The 16,250-nt window shown below is 67.4% G+C and carries 3 protein-coding genes; all 3 read left to right on the top strand.

The genetic code is table 11. The features are described from left to right. Positions 1-21 precede the first annotated feature (21 nt). The 3 genes from AC1AYP_RS03600 to AC1AYP_RS03590 all read left to right on the top strand — a co-directional run bounded on the left by AC1AYP_RS03600 (position 22) and on the right by AC1AYP_RS03590 (position 16,203). Complete coding sequence (locus AC1AYP_RS03600; RefSeq protein ID WP_476546778.1) at positions 22-7,239, top strand: leucine-rich repeat protein; 7,218 nt, start codon at positions 22-24, stop codon at positions 7,237-7,239. A gap of 542 nt (positions 7,240-7,781) precedes the next feature. Beyond that, entirely contained in the window at positions 7,782-10,964 is a 3,183-nt protein-coding gene (locus AC1AYP_RS03595) for an Ig-like domain-containing protein (RefSeq protein WP_476546777.1), read from the top strand. Positions 10,965-11,295: 331 nt separating this feature from the next. Further along, positions 11,296-16,203: a family 43 glycosylhydrolase gene (locus AC1AYP_RS03590; RefSeq protein WP_476546776.1), complete on the top strand. Its 4,908-nt coding sequence runs from the start codon at positions 11,296-11,298 to the stop codon at positions 16,201-16,203. Positions 16,204-16,250: the final 47 nt, after the last annotated feature.

Below are 16,250 nucleotides of genomic sequence, written 5' to 3'. Positions count from 1 at the left end.
CGGTCGATCACGGCGCTTGCCGTGACAGCCGCCATGCTGCTCCCGGCCAATGTGGCGATGGCCGCGCCGGCTGCGTCGCAGCCTGCCGCGGCATCGCAGGATTCCGCCGTGGCCGCCGCGTCCAACGGCACCGGCAGCACCGCCAGCAACACCGTCACCACCGCTGATAGCGGCAAGAACGCCACCGGTAGCACCGGTAGCACTGCCGACACCGCCAAAGCCACCGCCAAGACCGCCGACAAGACGGACGGAAAGGACGCCGACGCGCTGCTGCGCGCGGTCGGCGAGTCCGCGGACAAGTCCGGCAAGAACGACAAGTCCGGCGACAAGGGGCTGCTGTCCGGCTCCGGCGACACCACGACCGGCATCGCGACGATCATCGTGCAGCTTGACGACACCACCGCAGGCGTGCCGTGGTACCGTTCGCTGTTCGGCGTGAGCAAGCAGACGCGCCACCGCGAGATCAAGAACGACATCCGCGACCTGGCCGCCAACGAGCCGTCGCTGATGTCCACCGACGGCGCCAAGGCCAACGGCAAGGCGAAGTCCGTCCAGGTCTCCGACGTGCAGGACTACTACCACGCGATCGACGGCTTCGCGGTCAAGGCGCCGGCCGCGCTGCTCGACGGCATCCGCGAGCTGCCGGGCGTCAAGCGCGCGTTCATCGAAAGCAAGTACAGCATCCCGGACGAGAAGTCCGCGGCCGACGATTCCACGCCGGACCTGAAGAACCAGTCGTCGCTCGACATGACCGGCGCCGACAAGGCCGCGCAGAAGGGCGACGGCCAGACCATCGCGATCATCGATTCCGGCCTCGACACCGACCATGAGGCGTTCCAGGGCGACCTCGACGACGCCAAGGTGAAGATGAGCAAGTCGGACGCCGAATCGAAGATCAAGGAGCTCGGCCACGGCACGTACGTGTCCGAGAAGATCCCGTTCGCGCGCGACTACGCCGACAACGACGACAACGTGAACCCGAGCGACCTGTCCGGCATGGAGCACGGCACGCACGTCGCCGGCATCGCGGCCGCCAACTCCGGCGACCAGATCCGCGGCACCGCGCCCGACGCGCAGATCATGCCGATGAAGGTCGCCGACGATTTCAGCGGCGCCATCTACGATTCGTCCCTGCTCGCCGCCATCGACGACGCGAAGGCGCTCGACGCGGACACCGTGAACATGTCGCTCGGCTCCGACGCGGGCTTCTCCGAGGAGTCCACCGCCACCTACGGCGACGCGATCAAGGCGCTGCGCGACGGCGGCGCCACGGTGAACGTGGCCGCCGGCAACGCGACCACCGCCGCGCTCGGCAACGCCTCCGGCGCGAACCTGCCGTACGCCTCCGATCCGGACAGCTCCGTGATCTCCTCCCCGTCCTCCTTCCCCGACTCGCTGTCCGTGGCGAGCGTGAACAACGCGCAGCGCCAGTCCGCGTTCCTCGGCCCCGACGGCACGGCCATCGGCTACCTGCAGCTCGGCTTCGCCGACGAGAACGGCCAGGCCACCGGCGACAGCACGCCCGGCCTGTCTGACAAGGACAAGGGCCTGAAGGACGGCGAATACGAGTACGTGGACGGCGGCATCGGCTCCACCGAGGACCAGAACCGCCTCGCCAATGAATACAACTGGGACCTGTCCGGCAAGATCGTCGTCGTCAAGCGCGGCGGCACCGAGCCGAGCGACGGCCACGCCCTCACCTTCGGCGACAAGCTCATGAACGTCGGCACCGCGCTCAACGCGGCCGCCGTCATCTTCTACAACAACGCGGACGGCGCGATCACCGGCGCGGCCATCAAGACCGGCATCGTCGTCAACATCCCCGTCGTCTCCATCTCCGGCAAGGACGGCGAGAAGCTCATCGCCGCCGCCGATAAGAAGCTCACCGTCAAGGCCGACGCCACCGCCGCGCCCGCCGGCTACTCGATGAGCGACTTCACCAGCTGGGGCGTCACCCCGGACCTCAAGCTCAAGCCCGAGATCACCGCCCCCGGCGGCAACATCTGGTCCTCGATCCCGAACGACAAGTACGAGTACATGTCCGGCACGTCGATGGCCACGCCGCAGCTGGCCGGCATCTCCGCGCAGATACACGAGTACGTGGACGGCGACAGCAAGTTCTCCGGCATGTCCGACGCCGAGAAGGCGAAGGCCGTCACCCGCCTGCTGATGAGCACCGCCAAGCCGGTCGCGTCCGGCGACTCCTACGCCTCGCCGCGCCAGCAGGGCGCCGGCCTCGCCGACGTGCCCGCCGCCACCTCGACCGACGTCTACCTGACCGTCGACGGCGCCGCCGACGACTCCCGTCCGAAGGCCGACCTCGGCGACAGCACGGACGGCACGTGGTCGTTCACGATGACCCTGCACAACCTCGGCGGCAAGGCCCGCTCCTACACGCCCGACGCGCAGGCCCTGTCCGAGGCGGTCGCCGACGGCCTGTTCCAGAACACCGACACGAACTGGACCGGCAAGGGCATCGACGTCGCCTACTCCGGCAACGGCTACGACGCGAAGACCGGCAAGGTGACCGTCCCGGCGAACGGCAGCGCGAAGCTGACCGTCACCGTCGCCACCGCGCAGGCGTTCAAGGACTTCGCCGCCGCGAACACCCCGAACGGCACGTTCGTCGAAGGCTTCGCCCTGCTCAAGGCCGCCGACAAGAACGGCGTCGACCTGTCCGCCCCGTTCGTCGGCTTCTACGGCAAGTGGAACCAGGCCTCCGTGTTCGATTCCGCGCTGTGGGAGAAGGGTGACAAGGCCTACCACATCTACGGCACCGCGCTCGCCAACCCGAACAACGGCCTGCCGCTCGGTGTGAACCCGCTCGACGGCGACGCCACCGCCGGCCCGGTCTACGACATCGACCCGAACCGCATGGTCGTCTCCCGCACGAACTACAGCGCCTCGCCGATCGCCGCCTGGCCCGTCACCGGCCTCCTGCGCAACGCGAACAAGCTCAAGTACGAGTACACGGACGCGAACGGCAAGGTCGTCAGGAGCTACTCCTACGACTACGTGTCGAAGTCCACGCTCAACCAGACGACCGGCAGCGTGCTGTACGCCGAAGCGCGTCTCGGCAACGGCTCCGGCGCGTTCGACGGCAAGTCGAACGACGGGACCAACCTGCCCGACGGCACGTACACGCTGCGCCAGACCGCCACGACCGCCGGCCCCGGCGCCACCGAGCAGCAGAGCGCCGCGTACCAGGTGACCCTCGACACGAAGGGCCCGCGCATCACCAACATGCAGCTCACCGGCGAAGGCGACGCGAAGACGTTCTCCTTCGACGTGACCGACGAGTCCTGGCTCTCCGCGATCGACTTCCACGATCCGACCACGCTCGCCTACTTCAAGCGCATCCTCGCGCCCGCCGACTACACGACGAACGCCGACGGCACCCGCACGTGGCACTTCGACGTGAAGGTCGCCGACGTGGCCGCCGCGTGGACCGCGTCCGGCCTGTCCGGCTCCCTGCCGAACACCGTCCCGCTGTACGCGTGGGACTACGGCCTCAACGCGAGCGATCGCACGGCCGCCGTCATGACCCCGGTGGCCGCCACCGGCATCACCGTCACGCCGGACAAGCTCACGATTGCGCCCGGCCAGACGGCGAAGCTCAAGGCCGCCGTCCAGCCTGCCGACTCCACCGAGCAGGATCTGACGTGGACGAGCGCCGACCCGGCGAAGGTCAAGGTCGACGCCGACGGCACGCTCACCGGCGTCGCCCCGAGCGACGGCAAGCCGGTCGCCGTGACCGTCGCCTCGAAGATCGATCCGGATGTCAAGGCCGTCGCGCAGGTCACCGTCGCCGACGTGACCGACGAGACCGGCATCGCGATGGCGCAGGATTCCGCCACGATTGAGCCGGGCAAGACGCTCGACATCGCCGCGATCGTCGCGCCGTCGCTCGACGGGAAGAAGATCGCGTGGTCGAGCTCCGATGAGAAGGTCGCCACCGTCGCCGCGAAGGACGGACAGTCCGGCAAGGCAATCATCACGGCGGGCGAGCAGGTCGGCACGGCGACGATCACCGCCACCGTGGCCGGCAAGTCCGCCACGATGACCGTGCGCGTCCAGCCCGCCGACTTCGCCCAGTTCGTGTTCGACAAGGACGGCACGACGCTGCTCGGCTACACCGGCAACGCGCGTGACATCGTGATCCCGAACAACACGAAGGCGATCGACTACAACGCCTTCGCCAACACGCAGGCCGTCACGATCACCGTGCCGTCCAGCGTGGAGACGATCGGCAAGCAGGCGTTCGCCGGCTCCGGAAAGCTGACCACGGTCACGTTCCAGAACGACGCGAAGCACCCGAGCCACTTGAAGTCCATCGGCGACGAGGCGTTCACGCAGAACCTCGCGCTCGACACGGTGAACCTGCCGGTCGACGTGAAGGACTTCGAGCTCGGCGTCAACGTGTTCTCCAGCTCGACGCTCCGCCACGTGACGCTGCCCGCCTCCCTCACCGAGATCCCGGACGGCACGTTCAACGGCGATCCGCAGCTCGCCGACGTGACGATCTCCGCCGATACCACCGTGATCGGCGACAACGCGTTCAATGCGAACCAGTCGCTCGGCGCGCTCAAGCTCGTCGACCGGAAGGGCGACGTGACCACCGGCTGGCCGCAGAAGCTGAAGACGATCGGCGGCTCGGCGTTCGCCGGCACCGCGTTCGGCGGCGTCATCGAACTGCCCGCCAGCGTCCGTTCGATCGGCGACAGCGCCTTCGCCCTTGTCGGCGCCGATGTGCGCCTGAACGACGGACTGGAGTTCATCGGCGCGACCGCGCTCTCCGACACCACCGGCACCGAGGTCGTCATGCCCGATTCGCTCGACGAGGTCGGCCACGGCGCGTTCTCCAACATGCCGAACCTCGCCAAGGCGACGATCGGCGCGAACGTGCCCGACAAGCAGTTGGAGGCCGCGTTCGTCGGCGACGCCAAGCTCGCCGAGTTCACCGTCGGCAAGGACGTGAAGCACTACAGCGAGTTCGGCGGCGTGCTGTTCAACAAGGACCGCACGCGCATCATCGCCTACCCGAACGCCAACGCGCAGGGGCCGAAGGACGGCGTCTACACGATCCCGGCCAAGGGCGAGAACGGCTTCGACACGACCGTGACCGACGTGGCCCAGTACGCGTTCTACGACAACTCCACGCTCAAGGGCGTGAAGTTCACCGAAGGCCTCAAGATCATCGGCGACTCCGCGTTCCTGAGCACCGACTTCACCGAGGTCGTCCTGCCGAAGACCCTGGAGACCGTCGAACACGGCGCGTTCATGAACATGGCGAACCTCAAGTCCGTCGACTTCGGCGGCACCATCACCGTGGGCGGCAGCGCCTTCTACAGCGATCCGGTGCTCACCGACCTCAACATGCGACCCGAGTACAACAGGCTCAAGTCGTTCGGTTCGCTGGCGTTCGGCCAGTCGCCGGCCATCACCGCGCTCGACTTCCCGGATTCGGTGACCGACCTGGGCGACCTGGCGTTCTCCAACATCACCTCGCTCAAGAAGGTCCACCTCGGCGCGGGCATCACGTCCGGCGTGGCCGGTGTCTTCACCGGCGCCAACGGCCTGAGCGAGATCACCGTGTCCGAGAAGAACCCGGTGTACTCCGCCAGCGGCAACGTCCTCTACCAGAAGCAGGATGACGGCCTCCACCTGGTGCTCTCCGCTCCGGGCAACCCCGTCACCGACTACACGGTCAAGGACGGCACCGTCGCCATCGAGGCGCAGGCGTTCCGCAACAACCACCAGTTGAAGCACATCACCCTGCCCGCGAGCCTCAAGACCACGACGACCGGCTCGTTCAACTCGACCGACGGGCTCACCGAAGTCGTCTTCCCGGACGGCTTCGAGAGCACGAAGTCCTCGTTCCTGTTCGCCTCCGGCCTCGAATACGTCGAGTTCGGCACGAAGACCAAGAACATCGACCAGGAGTTCTGGGGCCACCGTCCGACGCACCTCGTGGTGCGCGGCGGCCAGGACGGCACGTACACCGGCGGCATCATCGCCGGCGGCATGCAGACCGCGTACTTCGGCGAAGGCATGACCACGCTGAACATCTCCGATACGCCGAGCATCGTCGTCGTGCCCGCCAGCCTGAAGACGCTGAGCCTCGCCGGTGACGGCACGGTGTACGCGCCCGCCGGCTCGGAAGGCGAGAAGGTCGCCATCGCGACCGTCGGCGCCGACCGCGTGAAGGCGTACACGCCGCTCACCCTCACCGCCGACATCGACGGCGAGGTCAAGGCCGGTGCCAAGGTGACGGTCAAGGCCGAAGCCGAGGGCGGCGTCGACGGCGCGAAGCAGTACCGCTTCGTCGCCGTGGCCGCCGACGGCGCCGAGACCGTCCTGCAGGACTGGTCCGACGCCGCGCAGGCGGAGTGGACCGTGCCGGAGCAGGCCGGCGGCGTGAAGGTGCGCGTCGAAACGCGCGACGCCACGTGGTACAGCGTCGCCGCGAACGCGACCGACGCCACGCTCGACGCCGCCCGCGCGGCGCTCGACGAGTCCATCGCCGCCGCCAAGGCCGTCAAGCAGGGCGACAAGGTCGATTCCGCGTGGAAGACGCTCCAGGACGCGATCGCCGCCGCCGAGAAGGCGCGCGACAACGCGACCGCGACCGCCGGCGACCTCCAGCAGGCCTCCGCCACGCTCGACGCCGCCGTGACCGCGTTCGGCAAGGCCGACGCCAAGGCGACCGACGCCCAGCGCGCCGCGCTCGCCGATGCGATCGCCGACGCCAAGGCCGTGACGCAGGGCAAGAAGACCGACGAGGCGTGGAAGACGCTGCAGGACGCGATCGCCGCCGCCGAGAAGGTCGCGTCCGACACGAGCGGCGACCTCTCCGGCCGCGAGGTCGCCTCCGCCACCGCCGCGCTGACCGCCGCCGTCAAGGCGTTCCAGCAGTCCGCCGACAAGCCCGATTCGGGCGATAACGGTGGGAACGGTTCCGGCGATAACGGAAACGGTGGCAACGGTTCCGGTAATGGTTCCGGCGATAACGGTGGTTCCGGTAACGCCGGTGGTTCCGGAAACGCTGGTAACGGCAACGGTTCCGGCGCCGGCTTGGCTGCCGGCAACGGCCAGTCCGGCCAGAACGGACAGCACGCCGCCGACCGCGGCGGACTGTCCGCCACCGGTTCGACGATCCTCCCGCTCGCCGTCTTCGTGACGGTCTGCATGGCGATCGCCGCAGCCGCCACCATCGCCCGCCTCCGTCACAAGGAGTAACGGCATGACGGCATGCGCCAATAGGCGCATGCCGTATTCTCTGCGCCCCCTCAAGGGGCGCAGGGTGTTTTGGCCCCCTCTGACGAGGGGGCTCCCGGCGAAGCCGGGTGGGGGAGAGACAGCGGCCGCAGGCCGCGGGAGATACGGCATCGGCCAAAGGCCGATTCGATTTCCCCGCGGCCTGCGGCCGCTCTTCTTCTCTCCCTCCGTCATCGCTTCGCGATGACACCTCCCTCGTCAGAGGGAGGTTGTTTTTGTTTCAAGCGGTTTCGCGGGTGTCGGGCGGGGGTGTAATAATGGGCGGCAGTTTTCTATGAGAACGTTCACATTACAGGCGGACGTCGTTGAGGAGCGACGGACGGCGACCGATGCGAACGGGTATCGTGGAACGTCACGTGCGCGGGTGACGGGACGAACCGGAACCGGCGTGCGGAACGTCCGGCATGGCCGTGGTGTGGCGTAGCACCGTGGTACGGCGATGGCGGGGGAGAACGGAAGGAAGAGGCGCTGCGTCGCGCCTGGACGAAAGTGCATAGCAGCATATGAAGAACTGGAAGAAAGCAGTCGCGCTGATCGCGGCCGTGCCGATGTTCGCGGCGTTCGTGCCCGCGGCCACCGCCGCCGACGCGACGACCGCGGCCGCGCAGTCCGCGCCCGCCGTCACCGCCGCGGCCGACGCCGCACCGACCCTGCTCGCCAGCTGGGACTTCACCGGCAAGAACGGCACCAGCAGCGGCTCCATCGCCGATTCGACCGGCAAGTACAACCTGACCCTCAACGGCGGCGTCTCCGTCGGCAAGTTCGGCGACCGCTCCAACAACGAGGCGCTGAACCTCAACAACGACGCGAACAGCGCCAAGTACGCGCAGATCGACGACCAGCTGTTCAAGGACGCCGGCGACTCCTTCACCCTGGAGTTCGCGGCCAAGTCCCGTCAGGCGGACAGCGACGCGTTCTTCACCTTCGCGGTCGGCAAGGACTACAACAAGTACTTCTTCAACCGCATCAGCACCACCAAGGTGAAGACGGTCATCTCCGACAACAAGTGGAACAACGAGCACGGCGACAACGTCACCGTTTCCGGTAACGACAATACGTGGCACACCTACAAGATCGTCGTGGACGGCACCAATCTCGGCGTGTGGCGTGACGGCTCCCTGCTGAGCTTCACCACCAACACCGGCATCAAGATGAGCGACCTCGGCGGCTACACCACGTACATCGGCAAGTCGTTCTACGACGGCAGTGGCTCCGGCATCGGCACCGACAAGTACTGGAACGGCGCGATGGACGACATCAAGGTGTACAAGGGTGCCGAACTCGCCTCGCCGACCGGCGTGACCATCTCCGGCGACGGCGTGGTCGACGGCAAGCTCGCCCTGACCGAGAAGTCCACCGCGAAGCTCACCGCCACCGTCACCCCGGACGACGCCGTGAGCAAGAACGTCACCTGGTCGTCCTCCGACGAGGGCGTGGCGAAGGTCTCCGACGATGGCACCGTGACCGCCGTCAAGGCCGGTTCCGCGACCATCACCGCGACCACCGAGATCGGCGGCGTGAAGGCCGAGCTGCCCGTCACCGTGAACCCGCTGGACGCGAAGAGCGCCGCCACCGAGGACCTCGACTCCGCGATCAGCGCGCTCAAGACCACCACGACCGAGAACCTGCCGCTCGTCGCCGAAGGTACGAAGAACGGCTCCGCGATCACGTGGACGTCCTCCGATCCGAAGCTCATCACCGGCACGAACGCCGACTACAAGGCCCCGGTCAACGGCGCGGCCGCCGACCCGTACCAAGGTGCCGGCGTCGTGACCCGCCCCGCCTACGGCGACGGCGACTCCAAGCCGGTCACGCTGACCGCCACCGCCAGCTACAACGGCGGCGAGAAGGTCACCAAGACCGTCGAGGTCACCGTCAAGGAGAAGACGCGTTCCGTGCCGGACGGCGCATATGCGTCCGTCACCTTCCTGTCCGACTCCGCGACCACCAACGGCAAGATTGGCGAGGCCCTGTACGAGTCCGCCACCGACGGCAACAATTTCTTCTCGTTCAAGGAGATCAACGGCTCCGACCCGGTCATCGTCTCGAACACCGACACCAAGGGTCTGCGCGACCCGTACGTGCTCAAGTCCCATGACGGCGACAAGTTCTACATGATCGCCACCGACCTCAAGGTCTCCTCGCAGGGCTGGGGCCAGAACCAGCAGTACGGCTCCCTCAAGCTTGAGGCGTGGGAGTCCACCGACATGGTGAACTGGACCCGCACCAACGCCGAGGACGGCGACACCGGCATCAAGGTCAACGCCGACAACATGGGCATGACCTGGGCGCCGGAGGCGTTCTGGGATGACGACCTCAACGCCTACGTCGTGTTCTTCTCCTCCCGCGAGTACACGGACGACACCCGTTCCACCGCGGTGAAGAGCTCGAAGACCGGCGGCGCGTACAACATCGTGATGATGGCCATCACGCGCGACTTCAAGAACTACACCCCGGTGCAGAAGTGGCAGGACACCCAGTACTCCCGCATCGACTCCACCGTGTTCAAGATCGGCGACATGTACTACCGCCTCACCAAGAACGAGGAGAACGGCAAGGCCGGCGACTACATCACCACCAAGAAGTCCACGTTCCTCGAGCGCTCCAAGTGCCTGACCTGCGAGACGACCTCCGCCGATCCGAACGCCGACGTGACCAAGACCTGGCAGCTCGTCGACCAGAACATCCTGCCGTTCGAGGGCCCGGAGTCCATCAAGCTCAACGCGGGCGACCCGAACCAGAACGAGGCCGGCGACGCGATGATCATCATGGCCGACTCCGGCGGCTACAAGCCGTACATGACCTCCGAATCCGCGATCGCCGCCTCCAGCTGGGCCAACCGCCTGTCGCAGACCGACGGCTGGAACACGGAGAAGCAGTGGGGCCCGGGCGTCACCGGCAAGGTCACCCCGACCAACATGCCGACCCCGACCCGCCACGGCGCGTTCGTGAACGTGTCCGCCGCCATCGCCGAGAACATGCACCAGTGGACGACCGCCAACCCGACGAAGCTCGCCGCCGTGGACTCGACGACCACGCTCAAGTATGACAAGGACTCCCGCGTCCTGACCGCGACCGTCGCGGCCGCCGACAAGGGCACCGTCGCCGGCTCCGTGAAGTTCGCCACCGCGAACGGCAGCTGGACCGAGACCGTCAAGCTCGACGCCGACGGCGTCGCCGCCGTGACCGTCCCCGCCGCCGTCTCCGGCGACATCACCGCCACCTACGACGGCTACACCGACGGCCTCGTCAACGGTTCCACCAGCAAGGCCGTCGCGGTCGCGCAGGGCGAGAATCCGAACCCGGATCCCGATAAGCCTGACCAGCCCGGCGCGACGGTCGACAAAGACGCGCTGTGGACGCTCTACAACAAGGTCAAGGGATACGAGGCGTCCGACTACCAGTCCGGTTGGGCCGCCTTCGCCGCCGCCCGTGCCGCCGCCGACGCTGTGCTGCGTGATGACAACGCCAGCCAGCAGCAGGTGGATCAGGTTCTCGCGAAGCTCCAGTCCGCCGTTGACGGTCTGGTGAAGAAGAGCTCGTCCGGCAAGCCGAACGGCACGACCGCTGCGAAGAAGCCGGTGCTGTCCTCCACGGGTAGTGCGATCGCAGGCGTGACCGCCGCCACCGCGCTGGTCCTCGCCGCCGGCATCGCCCTCACCGTCTGGCGTAAGCGCCAGGCGTGAGCCGCTTGCTCCCCCACGAATGTGGGGGAGCAAAAACAGAATGCGCCGAAGGCGCATGCCGATTTCGGCCCCCTCTGACGAGGGGGCTCCCGGCGAAGCCGGGTGGGGGAGAGATGCCGCGAACGTAACGTTCCAGCTATCTCTCCCTCAGTCAGCCTTCGGCTGACAGCTCCCTCGTCAGAGGGAGCCACCCCGCTCGCCCCCCAAAAAACGTATGCGCCAAGGGCGCTTTTCGTTGGTGCACCGATGCATCAACAGCTGCATCACCGGTGATGCGGCATCACAGTAGATGTGCGTGGGACAACGTAGGTCTCACGCGAAGGAGGAAACAATGACCACCCAACCATCACCGATCGGGCGGCTTTCGGCCGTGCGGCGATCGGCCGGAGGGCACGCGATCCGCAGGCGTCTTATCGGCGCCGTGATCGCCGTGCCGATGGCGCTGTCCGGACTGGCGCTCGGCGCGACCACCGCGGTCGCTGCCGACGGCGACACGGCCCAGACCATCGCCGCCAAGGCCGCCACCGCCACCGCCACCGCCACCGCGACCACCAAGGCCGCCGCCCTGCCCACCCCGCTCGCCAGCTACTCGTTCGCCAAGGACGACGGCAACGGCGCCGTGGCCAACGAGGCCACCGGCTCCGCGTTCGGCGCCGCGCAGGTCAAGGACACGAAGGACGCCGACAAGGCCGGCACCTACGCGGACGGCGCGCTCCAGCTCACCGGCGACGAATACGTGAAGCTCCCCGACGATCTGCTCAAGGACAAGACCTCCGCCACCGTGGTCACGATGGTGAAGAACAGCGACTTCAGCATCAGCGACTCGAAGTGGACGTACTTCTTCACGTTCGGCGGCTCGCGTCTCAAGGCGGAAGGCAACTGGGCGGTCTCCACCCACAACGGCCTGTACACCTCGATCACCGCCACGCAGAACGGCGAGAACGAGAACTACTTCAGCGCCTCATCCAACCTGTCCACCGAGAAGTTCCAGCTGCTCGCCGCCACCATCGACGGCGCGACGAAGCAGGCGAACCTGTACATCAACGGCCGACTCGTCGGCTCCGGCACGTTCAACACGCTGCCGAACCAGTTCAAGGCGCAGAACTGGAACACGATCGGCAACTCCACGTATCCGGGCGTCGGCGACGCGATGTTCCACGGCGCGATCAAGTCGTTCGCCGTGTACGACACCGCGCTCACCCAAAGCCAGATTGTCACGATGATCGACGCCGACGGCGCCGCCGACCTGCTCGAAGGCGAAATCGGCAACCTCACCGTGCCGACCACCGCGAACGCCGACTTCGCGCTGAAGACCGCGACCGACAACGCCGCCGTCACGTGGACGAGCGACAACGACAAGGTCATCAGCGTCGACAAGGCCGGCAACGCGACCGTCACGCCGTCCACCGAGAGCGACGTGACCGTGACGCTCACCGCCACGCTCTCGCCGAACACGGGCGTGCCCGCGCCGCCGCAACCCGTCACGAAGACGTTCACCGTGCTCGTGCCGCAGAAGCTCGGCGACGAGGAGATTGTCACCCGCGACCTGAAGGCGCTCTCGATCGAGAACGCGACCGACATGCGCTCCAACTTCTCCGTGCCCACGAAGGGCGCCAACGGCGCGACCATCTCGTGGACCGTCAAGGACGCCGGCAAGGCGAACCCGACCATCGCGAACGGCGTCAACGCGACCTCGAAGACCGTGAGGATCGCCCGCCCGGCCGCCGGCGCGAAGGCGACCACCATCACGCTCACCGCCGCCGTGACCAGCGGCAGCGTCACCAAGACCCGCGACTTCGCGGTCAAGGTGCAGCCGATGCCGTCCAGCAAGACCGACACCCAGGCCTACGTGTGGATGTACTTCACCGGTGAGGGCGGCGAATCGCAGAAGGTCAGCATCGCCGCGTCCAAGGGCAACAACGCGCTCGACTGGAACGCGCTCAACACGAACGCCGAAGGCAAAGCCGAGCCGATCATGACCTCCACGTTCGGCGAGAAGGGCCTGCGCGACCCGTTCATCATGCGCTCGCATGACGGCGACAAGTTCTACCTGCTCGCCACCGATCTGAAGGTCGTCAACGGCGACTTCTCCACCGCCCAGAACAAGGGCTCCAAGTACCTGGAGATCTGGGAGTCCACCGACCTCGTCAACTGGTCGAAGCAGCGCCACGTGAAGGTCAGCACCGACTACGCGGGCAACACGTGGGCGCCCGAAGCCTACTGGGACGACGAACTCGGCACCTACGTGGTCTACTGGGCGTCGAACCTGTACGACACCACCGACGAGAACGACCGCACGTCGCTGACCTACAACCGCATGATGTACGCGACCACCGACGACTTCATCACCTTCTCCGAACCGAAGGAATGGATCAACGTGGACCGCCGCGGCCAGGCCGGCGCCGGCTCGATCGACGCGACCGTGCAGAAGGTGGGCGACACCTATTACCGCATCTACAAGGACGAGAACTCGATGACCCTGCGCGAGGAGAAGTCCACCGACCTGACCGCCTCCATCGGCGCCGACGGCGTGACCGACTACGCGACCGCGCTCAAGGGTTCCAAGTGGACCGAAATCGGCGTGAACATCGGCAAGGGCCAGCCCAACGGCTACGGCGGCACGTTCACCGCCGGCGAGGGTCCGTCCCTGTTCAAGGCCAACAAGGGCGACGTGAACGGCTACCAGTACTACCTGTTCGCCGACCAGCCGAACTACCACGGCGGCCCGAACCACTACGTGCCGTTCGCCACGACCGACATCACCGACGCGTCCAAGTGGACGTCCGTCGGCGAGAAGATGCCCGAATCGCAGATGCCGCTCAACTCCGACGGCGGCCGTCCGCGCCACGGCACCGTGCTCGGCGTCACCCGCGCCGAATACCAGGCCGTCCTCGAGGCGTACGAGCCGAGCATCGCCGTCAAGTCCGTCGACGCGCTCGACGCGACCACGAAGCCCGGCGAGGCGCCCACGCTGCCGCAGTCCGCGCACCTCACTATGGCCGACGGCAAGTCCGAGGACGTCGCCGTCGTCTGGAACGAGATCAAGGCGAGCGATTACGCGAAGGAAGGCACGTTCACCGTGTCCGGCGTCGCGCAGGACGCGTCGCGCATGCCGGTCGAGGCGACCGTCACCGTCGCCGCGAAGGCCGCGACCGTCACCGACGTCAAGACCGACGCGATGACGGTCTCGACGAACGGCACTGTGACGTTCGCCGAGCCGGCGGCGGTGAAGGGCCACGCGAAGCGGGCCCTCACCAAGGCGCCGGCGCAGGGCGTCGCGACGCTCGCCGACGACGGCGTGCGCTACGACGCGCTCGGCGTCGCGGCCGGAACGTTCGCGTTCACCGTGCGCTACACGATGAAGGACGGTTCGATCGTCGACGTGACGTACACGGCCGACGTGACCGCCTCCCGCGCCGACGACACGCACCAGCGCGGCAGCGCGCACGACCCGAGCATCGTCAAGGAAGGCGACACGTACTACGTGTTCGGCTCCCACCGCGCATGGCTCAAGTCGAAGGACCTGCAGAACTGGGAGCCGTTCCAGAACAACCTGAGCACCGACTACAAGACCGTGCTCGGCGGCATCTGGAACGAATGGTCGTCGAAGAACGACGCCGGCAACAACGAGATCGACGGCAACATGTGGGCGCCCGACGTCTCCTGGAACGCCACGATGGGCAAGTGGACGATGTACCTGTCCGTCAACGGCGGCGGCAAGGGCAACTACCAGAAGACCGTAATCGTGCTGCTCACCGCCGACCATCTCGACGGCGACTGGACGTACGTGGGCCCCGTGGTCTACTCCGGCTTCCAGGATTCCGACGTGGCGGCGACCGACGTGGCCAAGGTGTCCGGCGTGCTCACCACGGACGGCAAGGTGCCCGCCCGCTACAAGAGCCTCGACGACACCGGCATCAACGCGATCGACGCCGACGTGCACACCGACGACGACGGCCAGCTGTGGATGAGCTTCGGCTCCTGGTTCGGCGGCATCTGGGCGATCAAGCTCGACCCGGCCACCGGCCTGCGCGACTACGGTGCGACCTACGCGACCAAGGCGGACGTCTCCGACGCTTACTACGGCGTGAAGCTCGCCGGCGGCCACAACAACTCCGGCGAAGGCGCGTCGTTCGTCAAGCACGGCGACTGGTGGTACATGTTCGTCTCCTACGGCAACCTCGGCGTGGACGGCGGCTACCAGATCCGCGAGTTCCGCTCGAAGAAGCTGACCGGCCCGTATGCGGACCAGAACGGCAACCCGGCGATCTACACGTCCGTGTACGGCAACCCGGGCTCCGGCGCGAACAAGACCATCAACCGCGGCCTGCGCGTGCTCTCCACCGTGGAGCAGAACGGCTCCACCGAGATCCGCACGTCGCAGGGCGGCAACGAGGTCTACGTCGGCTCCGACGGCGCGATCTACAACGTGTACCACACGCGTTTCGTCGACAAGACTGCCTCCGAGACGGCCACCAAGTCCGACAACGAGCTGCGCGTGCAGCAGATGGTCGCCACCGCGGACGGCTGGCTCGTCTCCACCCCGTACGAGTACTCCGGCGCGTTCCGCCAGAAGGCCTCGTACAAGGTCTCCGACGTGGCCGGCGAATACCAGATCGCCGTCAACGATCCGACGCGCAGCTACGCGACGAATACGGAAGACGCCGACCTCGCGACGCGTCTCGCCGACGCGGGCATCGTGCACGCGGTCACCGTGCGCCTCAACGAGGACGGCACGATCTCCGGACGCGCGCAGGGCACGTGGGAGCTGTCCGGCAACACGGTCACGCTGCATGTGACCGCCGCCGCGACCGGCAGCGACCTGATGGGCGACTACACCGGCACGCTCGCCGGGCAACCCAACGAGACCGGCGGCTACGCGCTCGTGTTCGGCGCGGTCGGCGGTAGCGTGTTCACCAACGCCGGCACCGACGTGGCCGCCGCCACGCCGGGCGCCGTCTCCATCTGGGGCGCCAAGCAGACCGCCTGGCCGTCCAACGAGGACCCGGACAACCCGTCCGGCCCGGGGGACAACGGCAACGGTGAGAACGGCAACGGTACGGGCGATGGCTCCGGTGCCGGCAGCAACGGCGGCAACGGCGCGACCAACGCCGGCAGGAAGCCCGGCCTGTCCGCCACCGGCGCGTCCGTGACCGCGATCGCGGCGGCGGCGACGGTCCTCGCCGTCTCGGCGCTCGCCGCCGGCATCGCTCTAGCCCTCCGCCGCAAGCGCGCATAGCGGTGAGAGCCGGGTATGGCATTGCACCCGGCTCTGGCCCCCTCTGA

This window comes from Bifidobacterium sp. LH_424, assembly GCF_056356895.1.
The sequence above is the reverse complement of the archived record's forward strand: the minus strand, read 5'-3'. Positions and strand labels throughout refer to the sequence as shown.

What these genes read in the sequence shown, in the direction of transcription:
- AC1AYP_RS03590 (WP_476546776.1), top strand. Translation starts at nt 11,296, where the DNA reads ATGACCACCCAACCATCACCGATCGGGCGGCTTTCGGCCGTGCGGCGA.
- AC1AYP_RS03595 (WP_476546777.1), top strand. Translation starts at nt 7,782, where the DNA reads ATGAAGAACTGGAAGAAAGCAGTCGCGCTGATCGCGGCCGTGCCGATG.